At 44.0% G+C, this 24520-nt stretch carries 18 protein-coding genes and 2 pseudogenes; 5 read left to right on the top strand and 15 right to left on the bottom strand.

Going from position 1 to position 24520, the window contains the following annotated elements; all coding sequences use genetic code 11:
• Positions 1–135 precede the first annotated feature (135 nt).
• The gene (locus tag AB5618_RS13335) at positions 136–1488 is read right to left on the bottom strand and encodes a hypothetical protein (protein WP_148462812.1); all 1353 of its coding nucleotides are present in this window, start codon (positions 1486–1488) and stop codon (positions 136–138) included.
• A 42-nt stretch (positions 1489–1530) separates the two neighbouring features.
• Complete coding sequence (locus AB5618_RS13340; RefSeq protein ID WP_118580086.1) at positions 1531–2559, bottom strand: LacI family DNA-binding transcriptional regulator; 1029 nt, start codon at positions 2557–2559, stop codon at positions 1531–1533.
• 570 nt (positions 2560–3129) lie between these two features.
• On the opposite strand from AB5618_RS13340, the gene AB5618_RS13345 reads away from it, so the two are divergent.
• Complete coding sequence (locus AB5618_RS13345) at positions 3130–5565, top strand: glycosyl transferase (RefSeq protein WP_368366834.1); 2436 nt, start codon at positions 3130–3132, stop codon at positions 5563–5565.
• A gap of 72 nt (positions 5566–5637) precedes the next feature.
• On the opposite strand, the gene AB5618_RS13350 is transcribed toward AB5618_RS13345, so the two are convergent.
• Entirely contained in the window at positions 5638–6975 is a 1338-nt protein-coding gene (locus AB5618_RS13350; RefSeq protein WP_148462876.1) for an MATE family efflux transporter, read from the bottom strand.
• 77 nt (positions 6976–7052) lie between these two features.
• Positions 7053–7163 carry a DUF6783 domain-containing protein gene (locus AB5618_RS13355; protein ID WP_308768431.1) on the bottom strand — a complete coding sequence of 37 codons (111 nt, stop codon included), beginning with the start codon at positions 7161–7163 and terminating at the stop codon, positions 7053–7055.
• Here AB5618_RS13355 and AB5618_RS13360 point away from each other — a divergent pair.
• Positions 7154–7216, top strand: a pseudogene (locus tag AB5618_RS13360) (hypothetical protein); the annotation flags it as partial. The gene AB5618_RS13355 and the pseudogene AB5618_RS13360 sit on opposite strands and share 10 nt — an antisense overlap.
• Here the strand turns inward: AB5618_RS13360 and AB5618_RS13365 are convergent.
• Positions 7205–7249: pseudogene (locus AB5618_RS13365) on the bottom strand (hypothetical protein); the annotation flags it as partial. The pseudogenes AB5618_RS13360 and AB5618_RS13365 overlap by 12 nt on opposite strands.
• A 225-nt stretch (positions 7250–7474) precedes the next feature.
• Here AB5618_RS13365 and AB5618_RS13370 point away from each other — a divergent pair.
• On the top strand, positions 7475–8128 hold the full coding sequence (locus AB5618_RS13370; protein WP_195379757.1) for an L-rhamnose mutarotase: 654 nt from the start codon (positions 7475–7477) through the stop codon (positions 8126–8128).
• A gap of 38 nt (positions 8129–8166) precedes the next feature.
• Here AB5618_RS13370 and selA read toward each other — a convergent pair whose 3' ends face one another.
• The 3 genes from selA to AB5618_RS13385 are packed head-to-tail and all read right to left on the bottom strand — an operon-like array spanning position 8167 to position 13027.
• Positions 8167–9747 (bottom strand): L-seryl-tRNA(Sec) selenium transferase, encoded by a 1581-nt coding sequence (gene selA / locus AB5618_RS13375; protein WP_368366835.1) that lies wholly within the window; start codon positions 9745–9747, stop codon positions 8167–8169.
• Positions 9740–11605, bottom strand: coding sequence for an ABC-F family ATP-binding cassette domain-containing protein (locus tag AB5618_RS13380; RefSeq protein ID WP_368366836.1), 1866 nt, complete (start codon positions 11603–11605; stop codon positions 9740–9742). Before AB5618_RS13380 ends, selA begins: the two co-directional genes overlap by 8 nt.
• Positions 11606–11665: 60 nt before the next feature.
• Positions 11666–13027, bottom strand: a complete 1362-nt coding sequence (locus AB5618_RS13385; RefSeq protein WP_148462817.1) for an MATE family efflux transporter — start codon at positions 13025–13027, stop codon at positions 11666–11668.
• A 353-nt stretch (positions 13028–13380) separates the two neighbouring features.
• On the opposite strand from AB5618_RS13385, the gene AB5618_RS13390 reads away from it, so the two are divergent.
• Positions 13381–15318, top strand: a complete 1938-nt coding sequence (locus AB5618_RS13390; RefSeq protein ID WP_243880061.1) for a glycoside hydrolase family 2 protein — start codon at positions 13381–13383, stop codon at positions 15316–15318.
• A gap of 176 nt (positions 15319–15494) precedes the next feature.
• Here AB5618_RS13390 and AB5618_RS13395 read toward each other — a convergent pair whose 3' ends face one another.
• Complete coding sequence (locus AB5618_RS13395) at positions 15495–16118, bottom strand: hypothetical protein (protein WP_173769732.1); 624 nt, start codon at positions 16116–16118, stop codon at positions 15495–15497.
• Between the two features lie 223 nt (positions 16119–16341).
• On the opposite strand from AB5618_RS13395, the gene AB5618_RS13400 reads away from it, so the two are divergent.
• Positions 16342–16920, top strand: coding sequence for a LytTR family DNA-binding domain-containing protein (locus AB5618_RS13400; RefSeq protein ID WP_243880060.1), 579 nt, complete (start codon positions 16342–16344; stop codon positions 16918–16920).
• 198 nt (positions 16921–17118) lie between these two features.
• On the opposite strand, the gene AB5618_RS13405 is transcribed toward AB5618_RS13400, so the two are convergent.
• The 6 genes from AB5618_RS13405 to AB5618_RS13430 all read right to left on the bottom strand — a co-directional run bounded on the left by AB5618_RS13405 (position 17119) and on the right by AB5618_RS13430 (position 24502).
• Positions 17119–19068 carry a GHKL domain-containing protein gene (locus tag AB5618_RS13405; protein WP_148462819.1) on the bottom strand — a complete coding sequence of 650 codons (1950 nt, stop codon included), beginning with the start codon at positions 19066–19068 and terminating at the stop codon, positions 17119–17121.
• Positions 19046–21127, bottom strand: coding sequence for a hypothetical protein (locus tag AB5618_RS13410; RefSeq protein WP_148462820.1), 2082 nt, complete (start codon positions 21125–21127; stop codon positions 19046–19048). The genes AB5618_RS13405 and AB5618_RS13410 overlap by 23 nt, the downstream gene beginning before the upstream one ends.
• A 162-nt stretch (positions 21128–21289) precedes the next feature.
• Positions 21290–22177 (bottom strand): alpha/beta hydrolase, encoded by an 888-nt coding sequence (locus AB5618_RS13415; RefSeq protein WP_148462821.1) that lies wholly within the window; start codon positions 22175–22177, stop codon positions 21290–21292.
• A gap of 136 nt (positions 22178–22313) precedes the next feature.
• A complete protein-coding gene (rpmF, locus tag AB5618_RS13420) occupies positions 22314–22496 on the bottom strand; it encodes a 50S ribosomal protein L32 (RefSeq protein ID WP_077610953.1) in 183 nt (60 codons plus the stop codon).
• A gap of 5 nt (positions 22497–22501) precedes the next feature.
• A complete protein-coding gene (locus AB5618_RS13425; protein WP_294423166.1) occupies positions 22502–23029 on the bottom strand; it encodes a DUF177 domain-containing protein in 528 nt (175 codons plus the stop codon).
• A gap of 282 nt (positions 23030–23311) precedes the next feature.
• Complete coding sequence (locus AB5618_RS13430; RefSeq protein WP_195478215.1) at positions 23312–24502, bottom strand: acetate/propionate family kinase; 1191 nt, start codon at positions 24500–24502, stop codon at positions 23312–23314.
• Positions 24503–24520: the final 18 nt, after the last annotated feature.

Consider the following 24520-nt stretch of genomic DNA (forward strand, 5'->3'; position numbering starts at 1 on the left):
CCACTGGCAGTCATTCTGCTTTTTTATAGCAAAAGCAGCTGCTCGCTTATATAAGAATGTGCTGCTCCTTCTTTGGGGAAGAAGCAGCACACTCACTACTTACTTATGATTGACTCTGCAAACTCTTAAGCCACATTATTCTGCGCTCAGGTAAGAGAATGTATCATGGATAGATGCAGTCAGATCTGCAAGTGCAGTATCAAGGTCTTTTTCGCCTGTAGCATAAGCCTTGGTCTGAGTATCCATAAGGGAAAGGATCTGCTGGTCTTCTGCTGTTACCATAGAAGCGTCAAGTCCGTCTGCTAATGGAAGGAAGAACTCCATGAAGTTCTGTCCAGCGTCTGGATACAGATAGCCGTTTCCATCTGCGGATGTACCAGCCTCGATGATCTTGCTGACAGCTGCTGTATTGTTTACATAGTCAGAGTTCAGAGCGTTGATTGCAACCATTCCATCTTCATCACATGTGAAGAACTTCATAATCTTAGCTGCAAGCTCGGTATCTGCACAATCTGTTGTAGCTGCAAGTCCTGTGCCGCCCCAATAGCATTTTGTCTGGGTAGGAACAAGGATTGTGTTGCCTTTCCAAGCATCACTTAAGCTCCAGTATACAAACCATGGGCATCCCATATAAGCAAGTGCTGCGTTAGAATCAACGCCATCACCACTCATGTTTGCACTCCAGTCAGCGCTCCACTGATCTGTGTTGAAGGTAAGATCTTCATCATAAAGAGTCTTAGCTGTTTCCATATATGTCTTGATGTTGTCATCAATTGTAATCTTATCGTTCTCATCATAGAAGCCCTGGGTTCTGGAACCGGTCAGGCTACGTTTGATCTCATCATAACCGGAGAACAGTTTGCATTTTCCACCGGAAGCGTCATTCACTTCTTTTGCTGTAGCAACAATGGTATCCAGATCTTTGAATTTCTCAGCTAAAGCTGCCGGATCTGTTGTTCCAAGATATTTCTCAGCCAGATCTGCACGAACTGCATAGCATCCAGGAGTTGCCTGCCAGAACAGAGCTCTTACGTTTCCATCAACATCGGATCCAAGATCCAGATTGTACTGATAGCTGTTTGCATAGTCATCAGCTGTGATTCCAAGATCTGCTACATTCTGTACCCAGTCGCTGTTTACATATTTCTGAACATAGTCAACTTCCAGACCCATCATGTCAGGATATAACTCATTTGAAGGATCATCAAGTACAGGATCCAGTTTGCTCTGATAATAATCAGATCCGCCTGTGTTTACGAATACGATTCTTTCATAATCATCTGGATAAGCCTCTTTGAATGGTCCATCAAGGATCTTCTTGATATCATCGTTCCATCCCCATACTACAAAGGAATCATCTGCGGAAGCGTCACCGGTAACTTCGTTTTCCGGTGTTTCTGCATCTTCTGCCATAACCGGGACTGCACATAATGTCATTCCTGCCAGCATAGAAGCTGTTAATAATACGCTCACCATTTTTTTCTTCATGTTACTTCCTCCTTTAATTGTATCTTTTAATTTTTTTAATAACTACTTGAAATTTTTTGATGGATACAAAGTTTTCACGGAAGCACCTTTAAAAAGGGTTCCATCCACTGTGTATTTCTCAATAACTGTTGTCTTCGGGTGCTCAATCAGCTCAATCAGCCTTTCTGCCGCTATCCTTCCGATTGCCGCTGTATCCTGGCAAAGGGTTGTCAGCTTGGGTTCAAGAACCTGGGCGATATTGATTCCATCGTACCCGGCTACTGAAATGTCTTCCGGTATCCGAAGTCCTCTTTCCCGTATCTCGTTTATCCCTCCCATCGCTGCATAATCGTCAGGATAGAGAATACAGGTTGGCGGATCTTTCAAATCCAAAAGTTCACCGGTTCTCTCACCTGCCAGATCAGCATCTCTGTAAAAAGACGGTTTTACATATTCATCCGGTTCTTCAATACCCAGCCTTTGCAGGGTCCGGTAAAAGCTTCCCAGACGATTCTTGGTAACCGATGTGTCATCTCCGTGAATGTAAGCGATCTTGCGGTGTCCCTTCTTATATATATAGGTAACAAGTTCTTCCATTCCCTGGATGTTGTTGGATACTACCGATATCCTTCCATCACAGATATGATCGATGGTCACCACCGGAATGTCTGAAAGGAGAAGCTCCTGAACCTCTTCTGCGGTAAAATCCACACAGGCCATTACTACTCCGTCCACGCCCCGGTATCTGCAGTGCTCCAGGTAGGTCATCCTTTTACCGGAAACATTTCCGCTTGTAAAAGTAATGTCATAGCCTTTCGCTTCTGCGGTGCTTTTGAAGCTTTCCAGTACTCTGTTGAAGTAATCATGTGTGAGACCGCTTCGGGCCTCGTCCACAAATAAAACTCCCAGATTAAAGGTTCGCTTCGTCTTCAAAGCTCTTGCCGATGAGTTGGGAAGATATCCCATCTCTGAAGCCGTTCTTAATATGTAGTTTTTTGTTTCTTCTCCGATATCGGAGTAACCATTTAATGCTTTACTGACAGTGGCGACTGAGACATTACATTGTTTTGCGATTTCTTTCATGGAAACCATATGCTTGCCTCATTCTTTCCTGTTTTTCTTTCCTGTCATCTCTAAATCGTTTTCGTAAGCTTATAGTACCCCCTAGTGCACAAAAAATCAAGTGGTTTCTGGCGTTTTTTGTGCGTTTTCACGTCATTCTACCTATTGCACAATTTGGATATTTGTGTTTTTAACAATTTAATCGTGAATAAGAGCTCTTTTCGAAATGTTTTCGCGAAAAGTTTCGTGTTTTAAATCTCTGATTTGTAATATATAATAGATTTAATTATTACTGTAATTTTTATGTTGCTTTTAATCAGTCTTTCTATTATACTAAGAACAAATATATACCATTATTCTTTACTTTTATTTCTTATTGCCTTTACTTATTCGTTTTCGTGTGTTAATTATCTCACAATTCAATCCAATTGATTTTTTCGAAACTACTCATTGCATTTGCAAAACATTATTACTTATATAAGCGCAGATCACTATGCAGCTTCGAAAATTAAAATAATGCACCCTGATGTAAATCACGAATAGCAATCAACCAATTAGAAAGAATTCAGCAAGAATAAAATTTATCAAAGGAGATCCACTATGAATTTCGGACATTTTGATGACGTCAATAAAGAATATGTTATTACAACACCAGATACCCCGTTGCCATGGATCAATTACCATGGCTCCCAGGATTTCTTCACACTGATTTCCAACACCTGCGGCGGCTATAGCTTCTATAAAGATGCAAAGCTGCTCCGTATCACTCGTTACCGCTACAATAATATCCCGGTAGATTCCAACGGAAAATACTACTATATCAAAGATGGAGATACCGTATGGAATCCAGGTGCAATGCCAACCCGCACTCCTCTTGATGTTTATGAGTGCCGCCATGGACTTGGCTATAGCCGTTTCCACGGTGAGAAAAACGGCCTGGCAGCTGATCTTCTTGCATTCGTCCCTGTTGACACAGCCTGCGAGATCAACAAACTGACTCTGCGAAACAATTCAGATAAAGCGAAAGAGATTTCGTTATTTTCATATGTAGAGTTCTGCCTCTGGAATGCCGTTGACGACATGACCAACTACCAGCGAAACTTAAGCACCGGTGAAGTTGAGATCATCGGCAGCACCATTTACCATAAGACCGAATACCGCGAACGACGCAATCACTACAGCTTTTTCACTGTAAATACTCCTGTAGACGGTTTTGACACCAGCCGTGATGAGTTCTTAGGACTTGGCCGCGGCAATAATGCTCCAATCGTTGTAGAGGAAGGCAAGAGCCACAATTCTGTTGCCAGCGGATGGTATCCCATTGCCAGCCAGCAGATCAATGTTTCCCTGGCACCTGGTGAAGAAAAAGAATATGTTTTCCTTCTCGGCTATTGTGAAAACCCAAAAGACGACAAATGGGAAGCTTTAAACGTGATCAAAAAAGAGCCTGCTAAGAAGATCATGGAGAAATTCGAAACTTCCGAACAGGTAAATGAAGCTTTCGCCATCCTGAATACTTACTGGGATGATCTTCTCTCCCGCTATCATGTAGAGAGTAAGGATCCTCACGTAAACCGTATGGCAAATATCTGGAACCAGTACCAGTGTATGGTAACCTTTAACATGTCCCGTTCCGCTTCTTACTATGAATCCGGAACCGGCCGTGGAATGGGCTTCCGTGATTCCTGCCAGGATCTTCTTGGATTTGTACATCTGATCCCGGAGCGTGCAAGAGAACGAATCCTTGACATTGCAGCTACCCAGTTCGAAGATGGAAGTGCTTATCATCAGTACCAGCCGCTTACCAAGCAAGGTAACCTGGATATCGGAAGCGGATTTAACGATGACCCGCTGTGGCTGATTGCTGCTGTGGCCGCTTACTTAAAGGAAACTGGAGATTATTCCATTCTGGATGAAATGGTTGCTTTTGACTGCCATATGGAAAAAGCAGCTCCTCTTTTTGAGCATCTTCGCCGTTCCTTCGAATACAGCCGCACCCATCTTGGACCACACAAGCTCCCTCTCATCGGACGTGCTGACTGGAATGACTGTCTGAACCTGAACTGCTTTTCCAATGAACCTGGTGAATCCTTCCAGACCACAGGACCATCTGAGGGACCAGTTGCAGAATCTGTATTTATTGCAGGTATGTATGTAAAATACGGAAATGAGTTTGCAGAGATCTGCAGACGTGTTGGAAAAGAAGAGGACGCTGCTATCGCACAGAAAGCTGTTGAAGAAATGTACCAGGCAGTCCTTGACGCTGGCTGGGATGGAGAATGGTTCCTTCGTGCTTATGACGCCACCTCTCAGAAGGTTGGCTCCCACGAATGCAAAGAGGGGCAGATTTTCATTGAGCCGCAGGGCTTCTGTATCATTGCCGGCATTGGTGTAAAAGAAGGCCTGGCAAAAAAAGCTCTTGATTCTGTAAAAGAGCGCCTGGACACCAAATATGGTATTATGCTTCACCAGCCGGCTTACACCAGATATTACCTGAACCTTGGTGAAATTTCTTCCTACCCTCCGGGATACAAAGAAAATGCCGGAATCTTCTGCCATAACAATCCATGGATTTCCATTGCCGAAACCGTTATCGGAAGAGGAAACCGTGCTTTTGAAATTTATAAAAAGACCTGCCCGTCTTATATTGAAAACATTAGCGAAATCCATCGCACAGAGCCTTATGTCTATTCCCAGATGATCGCAGGACGGGATGCAGCCCGCCATGGCGAAGCGAAAAACAGCTGGCTTACCGGAACAGCTGCATGGACTTTCGTGAACCTCTCCCAGGCAATTCTGGGTGTACAGCCATCCTATGATGGACTTTCCATTGATCCGTGTATTCCGGAGGGCTTCGGTGACTTCACCCTCACCCGCCGCTTCCGCGGTGCCACCTATTACTTCGACGTTAAGAACCCGAATAATGTAGAAAAGGGTGTAGCTTACCTGGAGGTTGATGGCAGGCATGTGGATGGAAATGTGGTACCTGTTGAGGATGGAAAGACAGAGTATCATGTGACAGTGCATATGGAATAAAAATAAATATTACTAATTTTAGCAAGAGCCCCCGGAACCGAAATTCCGAGGGCTCTTGTTTTCCTATCTGTTTTATTTCTCGTAAAGCGGATGAATTTCTTTCTTATACGCATATCGTATAAACACAAAGCAGATCACTCCCGAGAACACCTCTGCAATGGGAAAGGACCACCAGCAGGCTCCAAGGCCACCTGCTTTTGACAGGATAAATGCAGCCGGAAGTAGCACTACCAGCTGACGCAGCACAGACACCGCAAGGCTTAAAAAGCCATGTCCCAATGCCTGAAACACAGAAGATGCAACCACAGAAAATCCTGCGATCAGAAAGCTGAGGCTGATGGTACGAAGTGCCGGGATACCGATTGCCATCATATCGTCAGAGGCGCTGAAAATTCCCAGAAGGCTTCCCGGGAACAGCTGGAATACAGCGAAACCAGCAAGCATAATACATACTCCGTAAATAATACTCAGCTTAATTGCTTTCGTAATACGCTTCGGTTTTCTGGCACCATAGTTGTAAGCAACAATGGGAACCATTCCATTATTCAGTCCAAACACTGGCATAAAAATAAAGCTCTGAAGCTTGAAATACACGCCAAATACCGCCGTTGCAGTGGAAGTAAAGCCCATCAGGATCTTATTCATTCCGAATGTCATAACAGAACCAACAGAAGCCATAATAATAGATGGGAAACCTACGCTGTAAATGCTGCGGATCACATCACCGGAAATCTTATATTTCACAAGAGAAATATGAAGCTCTTTATTCAGCTTCATATTCACGATCACACCTGCAATTGCTGCAATGATCTGGCCGGTAACAGTGGCAAGAGCTGCTCCTGTTACTTCCATTCTTGGAAATCCAAATAAACCAAAAATCATGATTGGATCCAGAATAATATTGATAATAGCGCCAAGAAGCTGTGTTGCCATGGAATAAATCGTTTTCCCTGTAGACTGCAGAAGCTTCTCACAGGTCAGCTGGATAAACAGGCCGAAGGACATAATTCCGATCACTCTGACATAATCCACACCATATTCCATGATCTGCGGATCCGTAGTCTGCACCCTGAAAAAAGCAGGTGCAAAAAATCCACAAACAATTGCAAATCCAATAAAGCTGAAAATCGCAAGATAAATACCGTTATTTGCAGCACTATTGGCATATTCCTGCTTTTTCTCTCCAAGAGAGCGCGACACCAGCGCATTGATACCAACACCAGTACCGGTTCCCACTGCAATCATCAGGTTCTGCACCGGAAACGCAAGTGAAACTGCAGTAAGTGCACTCTCACTTAATCTCGCCACAAACATACTGTCCACAATATTATAAAGTGCCTGGACAAGCATGGAAATCATCATCGGTACAGACATGGTGAGCAGAAGCTTTGCCACTGGCATCACACCCATTTTATTTTCCTGAACTTTTACTTCTTTTTCCAAAAACAATCCCCTCTCTTCTGTAATTAAACCTTTTCGTTTACTGTTCACTCCGTGACCAGTAACCCTTTTGTTCTGTCGCCCTCTTTTTTAGAGCGTGTTTGAAAAAGACTTTCTGCAAGATGAGCATCACAATTTGTAGGAAATTTTGTCCGAATGGGGCATCACAGCGGGCTACGCAGACGAAATTCAGGCAAAATATACCGCAAAGCAAGGCGTGCAGATTGCGGGAATGATTTTTCAAACCTGCTCCAGGCCAGTCCTCTTATTGTATATAAGTACATGCCGAATGTCAATATAAGGGTGGATTTATCTGAGAAATTATGCTATCCTTATTACTGTTTACTGGTAACGTTCCGTGAGCAGTAAATCTGTCCTTTTTTTCGATTGATATTTATCCAACAGGATTCAAAACAGAAAAACCAGATATACACAATTTCTTATTTTTATAAAACGGAGGATTTTTCTTATGGAAAGACACAGCTTTGCTATGGAAATCAAAAAAGGGAAAAAAAATGAATACCGCCAGATATTAGGAGAGATCTGGCCAGATCTGACTGCATTTCTGGATCAGGAAAAGGTACATAATTTCAGCATCTGGAACTGTGATTCCCTGATTTTCGGATATTACGAAACAGACGAAAATAACGAATTTTCAGAAGAGAAAAAAGCCAGCATCCAGGCTCTCACCTCCAGAATTGACCACACCTTCACCTGGATCTCCACCCCTGGCGAAAACATGCGTCTGATGTACCACAATTTCGGTGTTGTCCGCGAAAACAAAGAACTGATCCGCCACAGAATGTTCATAACCAGACTGAAACCTGATTGCGAGGAAGAATATAAGGCAAGACATGACGGACTGGTTGCCGCAAGAGAGGGCAGAATTGACCCGGGGCCTGACAGCAACTTCAGCATCTGGAGCGCAGGCGGATATATTTTCGGCTACGACGAGATCGACACCACTATGGAGACTGAAGAAACACCGGAAGCCCATGAAGCTACCGTTTCCTGGGAAACCCGTCAGCTTGGCATCATGGACTGGATCACCAATGACTGCGACTGGCTCACAGGAACAGTCCACTCTGCAAGTGTAAGACTGGCATGGCATATGGGGAAATAAAATCATAATATGCCAAAACCCTCATTGATTTTCAAAGGTCATTGAGGGTTTTTCTTGCACAGATCATATTTCAATTCTTTTCTGAGAATCTCCAGTTCTTCGTCAGTCCTTATAGTCCTCATTTCCAGATAAACCCGGTCGTCTACAATATGACCAATTACCGGAGTGTCCAGTTTCCGTAAGCGGTCACTGATTTCCTGAGCGGAAAATCCACTTCCATTCAGGCTTCTTATCTGCAATGCAGCTCCAGGCAGTGTTTTTCCAGGTGTAGTACCACCGCCAACAGGATTTCGTGTAGAGGTCACTGCAAGTTCATATTCAGAATCATCAGACAACAGTTCATCCATAAGCCATAATGCATTCCGCTTAAGTTCTTCTGCACTTCGACTCATCATATCATAAACCGGAATCTCTTTCTCCAGCTGACCCTCATCCAGATAAATACTTACTGTCTTATCCAGCGCGGCAGCTGTAAACTTATCGATTCGCAGTGCCCGCATGAGAGGATGCCTGGAAATCTTTTCGATCAAATCTTTACGTCCTGCCAGTATTCCTGCCTGTGGTCCGCCCAGAAGTTTATCGCCACTGAAAGATACAATATCTGCGCCTTTCTTCAAAAGCTCCTGTACGGTCTTTTCAGGCTCGATTCCATAAAAGGCAATATCCACAAGGCTTCCGCTTCCAAGATCCACCAGAAGGGGAATTCCGCGGTTATGTGCTGTTTCTGCAAGTTCCGCAAGCTCTGCTTCATGGGTAAAACCGGTAATCTGATAGTTGCTGGTATGCACTTTCAGAAAAGCAGCTGTATTCTCTGTCACTGCATTTTCGTAATCCTCCAGATAAGTCCGGTTGGTAGTCCCCACTTCCACAAGCATCGTTCCACTCTGGCTGCATACATCCGGAATCCGGAACTTCCCTCCAATCTCCACAAGTTCTCCTCTGGAAACCACGGTTTCTCCTCCAGATGCCAGCGCCGTCAGCATGATCAACACTGCTGCCGCGTTATTATTCACTGCAATGGCAGCCTCAGCCCCAGTCAGCTTACAGAGATTTTCAGCAAAATGATCATATCTGCTTCCTCTCTTCCCATTTTCCAGATTCATTTCCAGATTAGTATATCCGGTCATCAAAGGTATAAGCTCAGACACAAGTCTGTCCCCAAGGGGCGCTCTTCCGAGATTTGTGTGAAGGATCACACCGGTAGCATTGATCACCCGCTGTATCTGCCTCTGGCTTCTGCACGCAAGCAGTCTCTTCATTTCCTGCAAAATGTACTCTGTATAATCTAATGTTGTCTCAGACAAAGCCTTCAAATCAGACAGCTTTACTGGTAAGCCATCCTTCTGGTCTGATAGTCCAGATATATCCAGGAACACAGCTGGCTTTTCTTCCGCCAAAATCTGCTGACGCATGGCATCCCGCAGCTGCTCTTCCACCTTTCTGGCAGCTTCCAGTACTGCACGATACCCATACTGTTCCGTCAGTTCTTTCGTCAGTTCCATTCCCATGATCCTGTCAATTTTTGGCAGTCTGCGAAACAATTCCTTTCTCTTGTTCAGAAAGCTTTTCTCTTCTTTATGGGCTTTCGAAGCATGCAGCTTCCGGTCACCTTTATCCATTATTTTTCTGTGCCTCAATCTGCTCCGCCAGATCATTCAGATACACCCAGCGATCCATTTTCTCTTCCAGCTGCTTCTCCGCCGCCTCTTTATCTGCCATAATCTCACGAAGCTTCACGGAATTGGTGGCATTTGCCATCATATCATTCTCCAGCCTGGCAATTTTCTCTTCAAGTCTGGCTATATCCTCATCAATAACAGCATATTCCCGTTCTTCTTTATAAGTAAATTTCAGTTTTTCAGACTTCTGACCCTGCTTCCAGTCTTTTCTGGTAGGTTTTTTCCCTTCATCCTCTGTACTGTTATTTCCGGAAGCTGCTTTATCCGACAAACTGCTGCCGGCCCCGGCACCAATTTCACTGCTTCCAACCCCATATTTCCGCGCTTTCGCCTCCGCATAATCTGTATAACCACCCTCATACTGGGTCAGTTTTCCATTCCCTTCAAAGGCAAAAATGCGATCCACCACGTCATCCAGGAAATAACGGTCGTGAGATACCGTGATCACAATTCCGGAAAATGTAGAAAGATAATCTTCGAGAATTGTCAGTGTAGGAATGTCCAAATCATTACTTGGCTCATCCAGAAGAAGTACATTTGGCGCCTCCATCAGTACCTTCAGGAGATACAGACGTCTCTTCTCTCCTCCTGACAGCTTGGCTACCGGTGTATACTGCATTGCAGAATCAAAAAGAAAACGCTCCAGCATCATAGATGCACTGATCTTTCCATCACGGGTAGGAATAAACTCTGCCACATCACGGATATAATCAATCACACGCTGGTTTCCATCCATGTCCGGTACCTCCTGGGCGAAGTAACCGATCTTGATCGTCTCCCCGATCTCCACAGTACCGGAATCCGGTTCCACCATTCCGTCAATAATACGGATCAAAGTAGATTTTCCGCATCCATTTGGTCCGATAATTCCAAGTCTCTGGTTTCTCAGCACAATATAGTCAAAATCATCCAGAATCACCTTATCGCCATAGCTTTTGGAAATGTGATGAAGCTCTACTGTCTTTTTCCCCATTCTGGTCTCCACAGAGTCCATCTGCACATCTGTCTCCTGAACAGGCGCCTTGCCATTTTTTAACGCTTCCAGACGCTCCAGACGGGCGCACTGCTTGGTGCTTCTTGCACGGCAGCCACGCTTCGCCCATTCCAGCTCCATACGGAGAATGCTCTGTCTCTTCCTCTCGGAAGCCAGTTCCATCTCTTCTCTTTGTGCTTTTAATTCCAGAAATCCTGAATAATTGGCATCATAGGAATATACTTTTCCATGACTGATTTCCAGAATTTTATTGGTAACTTTGTCAAGGAAATAACGGTCATGCGTAACCATGATCACAACGCCTTTAAACCGGTTCAGGTAATCCTCCAGCCAGGTTACCATCTCATTATCCAGATGGTTGGTAGGCTCATCCAGAATCAGCACATCAGAAGGGTTTACCAGAGTTCTGGCCAGAGCTACACGCTTCTTCTGTCCACCAGAAAGCTGCTCCACAGGGACATCATGTTCTGTAATCCCCAGCTTATTCAAAATATTTCTGGCCTCACTTTCCGTGCTCCAGTCCTTCTGCCATTTCCCATCAGCCACATAGTCCTGTACAATGGCACCCTTTGGAAAATCTGGCATCTGAGGCAGATAGGTGATACGAAGGCCATTCTGGGAAATCACCTGTCCCTCATCTGTCTCCTCTTCCCCTGCAATGATTTTCAGCAGAGTACTTTTTCCAGTTCCATTGATTCCAATGATTCCGATTTTATCCCCATCATGGATTCCATAGGAAATATCATCAAAAATCTTTTTATCTCCAAAAATCTTGCTTACATGTTCAATGTTCAGTACATTCATAAAAACCATAACTCCTTTTTCACTATCCACTGGCATTTATTTCAGTATTTTCCGCCTCTGTCAGTTTCTTTTTTTCTCAAAACCATGGATCCAGTCTGATTTCAGATAAAAAATCAAAAACAGAATGGAGCTTAATGACCAGGTCAGTGGATAAGCCCAGAATACAGTCTGGATCACCGGATGCAGCTTCACAGCGATGGTTATATAAGTCACACGGATCACGCACCAGCAGCCCAGCATAACGAACATGGGCACCGTAGCTCTTCCCGCTCCACGCATAAGTCCTGCAATGCAATGGGAAAAGGCAAGCAGAAAATAGAACAGAGTAATGATATGTGCCTCTTTCACTCCAAAAGCAATCACTTTCGGATCATTGTTAAAAGCGGCAATAAATACCGGGCTTGCAAAATACACAATAATTCCCACGATCTCTGCCATCGAAATACTGCAGAGAATACCAATACGGGCTCCTTTTTTTGCCCTGTCATATTTCTTTGCGCCCAGATTCTGACTGATAAATGTGGTCAGCCCCATAGAAAAACAGGTAATAGGCAGAAAACCAAATCCCTCAACCTTGGAATATGCCCCGCATCCAGCAACAGCCAGCTTGCCGAAGCTGTTGATATTAGACTGCACTACCACGTTTGCAATGGCGATCACGGAATTCTGGATGCCAGCAGGAAGACCGTTGGATACGATCTGTTTCAGCATATAGGAGTCCAGGCGAACATCCCTAAGGGAAACCGTATACTCCTCCGGGCTTTTTTTCATCAGACGGTACAGGCACAAAAATGCACTCATAAACTGGGAAATGATAGTGGCAAGAGCTGCGCCCTCCACACCCATTCCAAGTCCGCCTACAAAAACCATATCCAGAGCTACATTCAAAAGTGATGAAAAAATCAAGTAATACAATGGATGACGGCTGTCTCCCACTGCCTGCATAATGCCTACAAAATTGTTATAAAGAACCAGACCCAGGGATCCCATGGCATATACCTGGAAATACAGGGTGGATTTCGGCAAAATATCTGCCGGTGTTTTCATAAGGATCAGAATCTTCGGTGCAAGCACAACACCGCCAGCTGTAAGAAGTATACCGCACAGAATACCAAAAGCCACCGTGGTATGAATCGCCCTGTGAAGCTCCTTCTTCTGCCTTGCGCCAAAATATCTCGCTATGATAACGCCTGCTCCCATAGCAAGACCCTGAAAAAATCCTACCAGCAGAAATGTAAGACTGCCGGATGAACTTACCGCAGCCAGTGCATCACTTCCCAGAAAGTTTCCCACGATCAGAGAATCTGCTGTATTGTACAGCTGCTGGAACAGGTTTCCCAGAAAAAGCGGGAACGCAAATCCCATCAGTTTCTTCCAGATAGACCCCTCTGTCAGCAGATTTTTGTTTTGTGAATTATTCATCTTTTTCCCCTCCATCAATCCTTTTTATCGTAACATACCGCACCTGCTTTTTCAATCGTAAGTTGCGATATGCTGTCCACTCCCCCCTGCAAGCGTGTTTCTCTTCGCTCCATTCATAGCAACACGTTTCGCGTTACACAAAACTCATGCATCCGCAAGATTTCACGCTCAGATTCTCGTTTTTCTGTGAACTTTGTTCGCAAAAACACCTCGCGGAACATTACCAGTGAACAGTAATGTTGCGGAACGGGTTTTAACAAATCCAATTGCAAACGTCCATATTTCGTGTATAATAAGACATATCATTATAATTATTTTTTCATACTTTTCGTAAATTTAAGGAGGACATATATTTGAAAAATCTGGAAACCATTTGGAGCAAAGCGGCTGCCCGGGGACAGACTCTGAAAGAATATCCTCGTCCAGGTATGGTACGCCGTCACTGGATCAATCTGAACGGGATGTGGGACTACCTGATCACTGACAGCCGCATTCTTCCATGGCAATTTTATAAAAGCGAATATTTCCCCTTTGACGGACAGATTTTGGTGCCCTTTTCACCGGAAGCACCTCTTTCCCAGGTAAAGCGCCAGCTTTTGCCTGATGAAACCTTATGGTATTCCCGTACCATCCAGTTGCCAGAGAACTGCCTGAATACAGAAAGTCAGCGGCTTCTTCTGCATTTTGGAGCTGTAGATCAGATCTGCAGTGTGTACATTAACAGAAAGTTCGTCACCTATCACAAGGGCGGCTACCTTCCATTTACCACAGATATTACAGACTTTATTACAGAAGATCTCACAGTCTCTATCCTAATAAGTGTCCATGACTTCAGTGACACCTCCTATCATGCCAGAGGCAAACAGCAGCTGAAACGCGGCGGTATGTTCTATACTGCCCAGAGCGGGATATGGCAGACTGTATGGATGGAGATCGTACCGAACAAATACATAAGAGATGTGCGTGTTACCCCGGATTGGGACAATAGTCTGGTCCGGATGCGAATCCGCGTATCCTCCGCATCCTCGGCCGAAAATGCATCTCCCGCCCATATAAGTCCCACGGCAGCGGATCAGACAGATTCTCAGGGAACTGTTTTGGCTTTTTCACCTGACAGGCAGAATTCATCCAATGTGATCTGTAAAGTTTATCCTCCTGTTTTTCTCGAAGCAGACGGACTTAACGATACATTATGCCAGGATGAAATAACTACCGCCGCAATCCGTCCCGGAAAAGGAGCCACCCTCTCCATCCCGGAAAATATGCAGAAGTCCTGGACTCCCAAAGAGCCATGGCTTTACCCCTATTCCCTGGAATATGGCAAAGACCGGATTCTTGGATATTTCGCACTCCGCAAATGTGACGTACAGATAGCTGACGATAACTATCCACGCTTTTTCCTGAACAATCAGCCATATTTTCAGAGCGGCGTGCTGGATCAAGGCTACTGGCCCGACGGGCTTTATACAGCACCTTCAGATGAAGCTCTCATCTACGATATTCGTGCAATGAAAGATCTTGGTTTTAATATGCTCCGCAAGCATGGCAAGATTGAAACAGACCGCTGGTATTTCCACTGTGACCGCATGGGAATGCTGGTATGGCAGGATATGCCTAACGGCGGTTCTTCCTACCATCACTGGTTTGTCACCTATCTGGCTACATTATTAAACTGGATGCGCATTCCGGTAAAAGACCTCCACGCCCGCCTGCTCTCCCGCACAGATGAATTCGGCCGCCAGGAATACATTGACGATATCCGGGATATGGTCAGGACACTGTATAATCATCCTTCCATTGTCACATGGGTACCATTTAACGAAGGATGGGGACAATTTTCCACAAAAAAAGTTACAGATTTTATTCACCGTCTGGATCCTTCCCGCCTGGTAGATTCTGCCAGTGGATGGTTTGATCAGGGCTGTGGTGATATTAACAGTCTCCATTATTATTTTCTTGGACTTCCAGTACCAGAATCAGACCGCGTACTTGCTTTATCGGAATTTGGAGGTTACTCTCTTCGCCTGCCAGAGCACAGTGCCTGTAAAAATATTTACGGATATAAGAAATTTACCACCAGCGAGGCGCTTACCGACAGCTTCTCCAGGTTGATGGAAAACACTATCGTACCTTCTGTGAAAAAAGGATACTCTGCAACTGTTTTCACGCAGCTTTCTGATATTGAAGAAGAAACCAACGGACTGATCACTTACGATCGTAAAAAGATTAAAATGAATCCGTTGATTGTACAGAAATGGAATACGAAGCTGAAGAAATCTTTACACAGCTAACTGTTAAACGCATATTTATCTGATGAAACAAAAAAAACAGAAGCCATGCAGTCTTTTTCCATATACTGCATAGCTTCTGTTTTGTTTTCTTAAGCGCCAGCTTCAGAATTTATTTCCAGCTGACATTCACGTTTCGCATTTAAATTAGTTATTACTGCTGATTGCATTTATAGCAATTAGTTTGCTGCTTCTTCGTCAGCTGCCGCATCGGTCTCAGCCTCTGCATTTTCCACATTGTCTTCTGTCTTGATCAGAGAAACGAAAAGTGTCTCAGCGATAGGCTGAATGTCGTCAGATTTCGGTCCGATCTGTACATTGTACATCATTCCCTCAGCATCCTCCAGGAAAGCGATTCCGTATGTACTTTCAGTCTCGAAGGAAACTGCATAGAGTCCGTTAATGCAAACCTTCTCAACATCTTCATACTCTGTAGCCAGCTCATCAGCCATGGAATACAGATCATACTCTGTTCCAACATCTGTAGCAGTCACTACCATGTTCACGCCTTCTTCAGAATCCGGATCCTGTGCCTGGAACATAACACCGTCTGCAGCATCTTCATCTGAAATTTCCAGAACGTCCCAGTTACTTGGTACATAGAGATCGAAGCCTGGCTCAAAAGATAACCATGTTCCTTCATATGCAGCTTCATCAAGCATGTCCATTGTTAATTCTGTAATCTCATCATCTGCAGCCTCAGTATCTTCTGCTGCATCTGCCTCTGCCCATACAGGAGCAGAAGATCCGGTTACCATTGCTGCGGCACACAACATAGCCATAACTTTTTTCCAGTTTTTCATTTTTCTACCTCACTTTTATCATATTTTGTGATATTATATAGAGGACCAAAAAAGCTTACAATACTTTCTAACGCCTCATCACCTTGAGATTACTATATCCGATTTATTTTGAAAAAACAATATACATGGGATGAAATGACACTTTCAGTGATATTTTGATGTTACTGTTCACAGCAACATTTTGATTTACTGCAGGTTTTCATTCTTTTGGAGGATTTCAGCATTGAACATTGCAATAATTGATGATGTGCAGCAGGATCTTGATGCACTTGCAGAAGCTGCCCGGGAACATTATGACCAAAGACAGATATCTATCCAATTACATACCTTCTCTTCACCTGAAGACTTCTGGAACAGCTATTCTCCCGGCAGTTATGACCTGATTTTTCTTGATATCTACATAAAGCAGGCCAATGGTATGGACTTGGCCGCCCAGCTTCGGGAAAAAGACGACTCCTGTGCTCTTATTTTTGTTACCAGCAGCGATGCTTTTGCGGTTGCCAGTTACGACGTGCAGGCAGCTTATTATCTTCTGAAGCCTCTTGATACAAACAAGCTCACAAAGGTATTGGACTCCATTCAGATCAAGCGTGCACAGGATACACGATATATAGAGGTGATCTGCGACCGTACCCTTCTACGTGTTCCTGTAAAAAGCATTTTATATGCAGACACCTTTCACAATGCTGTCCAGCTTCACACAGACGCAGGAGTTCTGCGCACATACCTGACTTTCCAGAAATTCGAGGAACTGATTCACGATCTCCCCTGTTTTCTCTCCTGCTACGCGGCTGTCTTGTGAATATGGACCGCATTTACAAAACACTGGAGGAGGGCTTTCTTCTGGACAACCAGGAAACCGTCCAGATCCGTAAACGGGGAGCTAACGCAATCAAGAAGGAATATCTGAATTATCTTTTCTCGTAATACAAAAGTCTGCACAACTGGTTGCGCAGACTTTTATATGTGGAAGAAAGACCCGGCAAAATTTCTCAGCCTGTCAGCCGGCTTTGTCCGAAAGCCGTAAATCCATATCTTCCAGTGGAATAAACACATTCGCCCGGAATACACCGTTTCTGGCAGAAAAGTCGGCATATCCACCATATTTCTCTGCTGTTTTGGAAACAGAAGCAATTCCAATTCCCTGCCCGCTGTGACTTGTGGAATAAAAAGCTGCCCCATTTCTCTGCACTTCTCCTGCATAGGTGTTTTCAATATTGATCAGAAGTTTTCCCATTTTTACTTTGCAGATGCAATTTACATAAGCCTCATCCGCGTTCTCTTCTTTTTGCACTGCTCTCACTGCATTTTCCATCAGATTACCAAAAATCCTGCAGATATCCAGATCAGAAATTTTCATTTTCTCTGGAACCTCTACTGAATATCTGTACTTTATACCTTTTTGCTCCAGCTGTGACGCATAGTAATGTAAGATTGCATCCACAGACATGTTCTTGCAATAGCATACTGGTGTCTGCATTTTTTCGGTGCTCTCCTGTGCGAACTGATGAAAATACGCTTTCAGTTCTTCATAATGTTCCTGTTCCAGCAGAATGGAAGCAGTACGGATATACTGTCTGAAGTCATGTCTTGTACGGCTTGCCTCTTCCAGTGCATCAGTTAACTTCTGATAATGCTCCTTTTGCATAAGCAGACGCAATTCCATCTGTCTGGACTGTTCTTCATAGATCAGCCGCATCCGATAGCCTTCTGTCAGTTCTCTCCAGAGAAACATTCCAAATATACCTGTCAAAATGATGCCGCCCCATTCCGGAAACCAGCCGCCAATAATCGGATCATACAAAGACCATATGCGGTCTGCTGCCAGAGATACTGCGTAAATTACGGTTCCTGCAAGAAGAGAAATGCCCTGCATCCCTTCCGTATAGAAAAACGCAGTTAAAACAAGACATACAGCGGTAAACCATTTCAGCACCTCAGTTGCCGCTGAAATACCATAAGAAAGAGCTGCGGTCTCCATTCCCCCGGCAAAAATCCCGGCAAGCGTAACCCCAAGACCTGCCACAGCTGTAGCAAGAACCCCCCATGCCATCCACTTATACTTTTGCCCGGTGATCTCATATTCCAGCAAAAGCATTGCCGGAAAAGCGAGAAAATAGAACAGCATTTCAACAGAGAACCAGGGCTGTACTCTTAGCGCCAGGTATGTATGCAGAAGGGGATAGCAGGTATACCCGAGCACACAAAGGCATACTCCTGCAAAAAGTACATTTTCCCTGCTTCTGGTTTTAAAAAATGCCCATACGGAAAACGCCAGAACCAGAATGATCAAGGTAAATACAGAGGAATTGATAAACACCGCAATTCCCCTTATGGTGTTTATTTTTAAAGGATTTCCAAAAACAGGTACACTCTGGATTCCCGGCGAAGCAGAGCTTTTATCTGTCACTGCAATCAGAATTTCTAATGAAGTATTGGCCTTGAAGGTAAACATTCTGTTCTGAGTCCGTTCCACATAATGATCCGGGTCCGGATTTCCCATCTGTCCGACCAGAACACCATCCACATACAAATTATATGCTGAAAAAATTTCCGGCAGATACAAACCATATGTATGCTGCTCAGCGGGAAGCATGATTTTTAACCGGTATGTACCACTCCCATACGGACTTCTCCCACTGTTTCCAAGTTCCATTCCACCATATTCCCCAATAGAAATATAACGAAAATAATATTTATCCAGATCATCCTCCGGCGTAAGAAGTGCATCCGGATAATATTCCCATTCTCTGGACAAATAATAGACAGGAAAGCTCTCATAGGAGCCATCTGCATACAAAAGTCCGTGTATGGCTTTTTCCTCTCTTGTCATATATTTGTTATTTGAACAATACAACACGTAAAAAAACATAAAGGATAGAATCATGGTTATGATTACAGTTCCCCACAGCAGCTTCCTTCCTTTTTTATTTGCTTTGTTCTCCTTCACCCCGTTCCCCCTTTCGGAGCTTTTTGCCGCGTCTCATTGGTATATTCCATAACAATATTAACAAAATTACAATTATTATAACAATTGAAGCCGTTTTTTTATGTTGACTGTTAAGATTCTCATCTGAATTCGTTTTCTGGTTTTTGACATCTTCCGAAAGAAGTTCCTCAACCTGTTCTGACAGCTTTTCTTCCCCTGAGTCCGCCGCATTTTCCAGACTGTCTCCTTCCGGATCATCCTCTTCTGTGTTTCCACCATTCTCTGTCTGATTTTGTGGTTGCTCTTCCACTGTATAATCTCCGGTTTTATCAATGGGAATCACCGCAGCGTTCTGTGCATCATTTACCGAACCTGTATAGGAGTTACCTTCTTCGTCTGTCAGCATAGTCTGAGAGTCACGGTTCGCATACGGAATCTCCACGGTAGCTCCTGGAATATCTGTAACAGCTTCTCCGTTTTTGGAAATTTTTACAGAAACATCACTTCCCACCCAGGAAATGTCTGTCTCAATCTGATCCTCCGCTTTTATATTCCAGTCTTTTACCACTTCCACAGGAACCCTTACCAGCACTCCGTCTCCTTCAAAAGGAATCAGCTTTACACCATTCTTCATAAGATCCAGCAGCCTGTTTCCTACAAGGATGGCGGAAGTATCCGTTACCCGCTCCGTTTCATCGTCAATATCCGGAAGCTCTTTGCCATCCCTGTCTGCATAATTGCGCTTGTACCAGTGCTCATTAGAAATAAGCTCCCCACAATACACAAAAGTATATACCCCGGTACTTCCACCTGGATAGGTTACGTAAATTCCATATTCCCTGCCAGCTTTAAGAACACTTTTTTTCAGATACAGCCCCTTTCTGTCAAAATAGGAATTACTTTTGCCTATTTCTTTATCTTCATTATTTTCCAGCAGATATACCTGCAAATTGTCCAGCTGTTCATCTGTAAAACAGTCTAATATCATAGGAAAGAACAGAACATCCACGCCAACCACACAGCACGTCTGTACTTCCGGCTGATCCGGGCGCTGAACAGTAATATAAGCAGTTGCCCCCGGAACAGTAAGCTCCTGATCCACCGTGCAGCCTTCTGGAGCTGCAAAAGTTCCCGTCACTTTATAAACGCCAGGAGCATTCACATCAACCTGACTGAAATCCCATACTGAATGCATGATAACAGCCGGATGGGCCGCAGTATCCTCATATTCTTCACAGGTGCTCCCAAAAATATAAAAAGTCTCCTCCAGCTCGGTCCGTACTTCTGCCAGACTCTGCCCCGCCCGCACCGCATATACCATGCAGCGCTGCAGGCTCTTTTCGTCAATCTCCTCGCAGGAACGGATAACAGTATCTTTTGATACTGTCCCGCCAATTGTTCCAGGCTGATAACTGAGTATCTCCAGGCTTCCATCTGACTGATAGCGGTATTTAAGATTTCTGGTTTTCCCTTCATTATAAACAACTGTCAGTGTATATATATTTTCAGCTATCATACTCTGGCAGGAAAGATACATCCCATCGGTATCCGCAAATCCATATCCTTCCTCGCTTACATTTACCCAGTCCTCTCCTTCTTTTTGAAGCCATATTTCCATCATATCTGGATTCTGCTCTGTGATCCATGGAAAATAGTAAATACCTGCTGAAATCATTCGGGAATACGCCTGAATCTCCGGCTGTCCCGGATTCTGTACAGAAATCCATGCTGTCCATTCCGGAAGACCGACATTGCTTGTATATCCTTCCGGAAGTCTCACTGTCCCTGTAATCTTATAGGCTCCCACAGTCTGAATATCAATTCCGGAATAGTCCCAGATTGCATCCAGATAAAGCTCTTCCCCATCTTCTGTATATGCAATGCAGCTCATGCTATCATAAATTTCCTGCAGTTTCTGCAGGCTTCCGCCTTTCAAAACTGCTCCGGCAGGTATGTAGAAAATTCTGGAAAAATCCCTTATTACATTTTCTGCTGCCCTTACTTCCTGCACGCTTTTCCAGGCAAATATGCAAAGCAAAAAGAAAAAAACACTTATCAGACCTTTTAACCTTTTTTTCATTGATTTTCTCCCTTGTCCCAAGCATATAAGATTTTATCGTATAATACAAGAAACCTGTGGCGAACCGCAGGTTTCCGTGAAAAATGGGTGTTACTGTCCACTCCGTGACCAGCAACACACTTTGCACTGTACCGTAATATGTTTTACATGAATGTCTTACTATCAGAAACAAAACTCCCTGAAAAAATCACATTCTGCATCATTGCACTGGGCAGCATCAATTGTTTTTACATCACAGTGGAACACGTGACCAAGTTTATTAACCTTATCTCCAAACACACGATATACAAAGGGCACATTATTCTCCATCAGTTTCTGGACTAATGCAGGTGCCTGTGCTTTCTGATGATCTGCCACGGAAGTCATGCAAAATACAGGAGGATAAACATCTGTAATGCCGTTCAGTACATCAATGCTCTCCAGTTCTTCCTCTGTACCGCCTTCCGGAAGAAGTTCCTTCATGATCAGCATAGTCATATTGTCTGCCCCTTCCCTTGGGATCCTGTACACACCGCAATTTAAAGCAATTGCAGTAAGGGCAAAGCCCTCTGGTACAGCAAAATCATATTTGGCAGCATATGCCGGATTCGTACAGATTGCTGCATAAAGTCCCAGAAGATGAGCTCCTGCAGAATCTCCTACTGCAAAAATACGTTCTGTATCAAAATGGAATCTTCCTGCACGCTTCATCACCCACTTGCATACCAGATTTACATCCTCTAACTGTGCTGGAAATTTGCTCTCAGGAGCCAGACGATATGTAAAGTTTACAACAGCAAATCCTCGCTGTGCAAGACTCATACAATAGTACTGGTATCTTTCTTTATCTCCATACATCCAGGCTCCTCCATGAACGCTGATAATGATCGGAAGGTCTTCTCCCTGTGCCTGCTTCGGCCTGTATACGTCCAGCCTCTGCATCTCCCTGTCATCATGTCCATATACAATATTATCCCAACGTTCGATGTCTTCCGGGGTATTCATAAGAGCATCGCGCTCATCATCTGCCTTTTTAAATTCTGATCTGATCTTATCGCTTAATTCAGACATTGTAGTTCCTCCAGGTAATGTATTTTTCTGTGAATATTATAAATGAATTATATAGAAAAAACAACAGGAAAGAATCCTGCTTGCTGCATAAAAAAAGAACACCCAATCAACTCAGGTGTTCTTAAAAGATTCGCTATTAGTCTTCAACTTTAACGATCTCTTTTTTGTTATAGCTTCCGCAAGCCTTGCAAACTCTGTGTGGCATCATAAGTGCGCCGCATTTGCTGCATTTTACAAGGTTCGGAGCGCTCATTTTCCAGTTTGCTCTTCTCTTATCGCGTCTTGCTTTGGAAGATTTATTCTTTGGGCAGATGGACATTTCGGTTACACCTCCTTAAATTTACTGAATATATCACTGATAGCTGCCATACGGGGATCCTTAGGCTCCTCGACACATCCGCAGGGACCATCATTCAGATTCTTCCCGCATCTGCTGCAAATCCCTTTGCAGTCTTCTTTACATAAGACTTTCAAAGGCCAGCTCATCAGTACCTCAAGATAGACCAAACGGTCCACATCCAGGTCATAGCCGGTGAGATAGCTGCTCTCATCCAGATCATTCACACGTTCTTCATCCGTAAGCTTCATGTCAAGTTTCCTCTTGAATTCAAAAGGAATCCTGGTCCTAACCTCTTCCAGACATCTGTCACATGGAATTCCAACAGTCACAAGACCGCTTCCCTCCAGTTCCAGAACTCTGTCGCCGGTATTCGTAATCGTAAGCTCTACAGGTTCCTTCGCTAGTACTGGAAAGGTTCCCTGCTGGAAGGTGATGGTATCCATCTCAAAAGCAACACTGTAGTGCTGACTCTTACCTTCGCTGGATGAAATGTCTGATAAATGTATCTGCATAATCGTCTCCCTATTCACACTTAATCAATTATACATACCCTGTCATTATTTGTCAACTTGAATTTTCCCTTATATACAATAATTTTTCAAAAAAATTACAAAAGCTGGCGAAATTTCAAGTGGAATATTAAATCAATTTCCTGTTGCATATAAAATCCTGCCAGAGTGTATGATTCTCTGACAGGATTTATGCATTTTTATAAAGTAATACAGTATTACCGCAAAGCAGCCTGCCTCTCAGCAACTGACTTTGCCATGTACTGCTGATCACACTGCAGCTAATTATTTTACAAGTGCTACCGTATCACGGCAGATTGCAAGCTCCTCGTTAGTCGGGATAACTGCAACCTTTACCTTGGAATCAGCACCGGAAATAACAACTTCCTCGCCCATAGCCTCATTAGCCTTAGCATCAATTGTAACACCAAGGAATCCAAGATAAGAGCAGACTTTCTCACGAATCATGCCAACATTCTCACCGATACCAGCTGTAAACACGATTGCATCAACACCGTTCATAGCAGCTACATATCCACCTACATATTTCGCAATGCCATAGCAGAGAACTTCGATTGCATTCTTAGCATCCTCGTTGCCCTCAGCGGCTGCGGCTCTAAGGTCACGCATATCACTGGAAACACCGGACATACCCTGAAGACCGGATTTCTTATTGAGAACATTCATAACACCTGCAAGATCCAGGTTCTCTTTCTTTGCAATGTACTCAACGATAGCCGGATCAATGCTTCCGGAACGTGTACCCATTACAACGCCTTCAAGAGGAGTAAGACCCATTGTAGTATCTACACATTTGCCATTCTGAACAGCGCTGATGGAGGAACCGTTTCCAAGGTGGCAAACAATAACTTTAGAGTTGTCTTTGTCAAGGCCAAGGAAATCAACAGCACGTTTGGATACGAAGCTGTGGGAGGTTCCATGGAAACCATATCTTCTTACCTTGTAGTTCTTGTAGTACTCAATTGGAAGTCCGTACAGATATGCTTTTGCAGGCATTGTCTGATGGAAAGCGGTATCAAACACACCTACCTGAGGTACATTTGGCATAAGCTCGGAGCATACACGGATACCGATCAGGTTAGCCGGATTGTGAAGTGGTGCAAGGTCATTGCACTCTTCTACAGCTTTGATCATCTCATCTGTAATGATTGCAGAAGAAGCAAATTTCTCGCCGCCATGTACGATACGATGACCAATTGCATTAACCTCTGCAAGACTCTTGATCGCACCTGTTTTCTCATTGGTAAGAGCTTCCAGAACCATCTGGATTGCTTCTTTATGAGTCGGCATGGAAGCTTCTGTGATCTCTTTGTCGTTTCCGGCTTTCTGATATACCAGTCTTCCGTCAATTCCGATTCTCTCGCAAAGTCCCTTCGCAAGAACTGCCTCTGTGTCAGAATCGATCAGCTGGTATTTTAAAGAAGAACTACCGCAGTTAATTACCAATACATTCATTTTTTTACTCTCCTGTTT

This window comes from Ruminococcus sp. J1101004sp1_RTP21198st1_B9_RTP21198_201120, assembly GCF_040924245.1.
GTDB classification, from domain to species: domain Bacteria; phylum Bacillota; class Clostridia; order Lachnospirales; family Lachnospiraceae; genus Blautia_A; species Blautia_A faecis.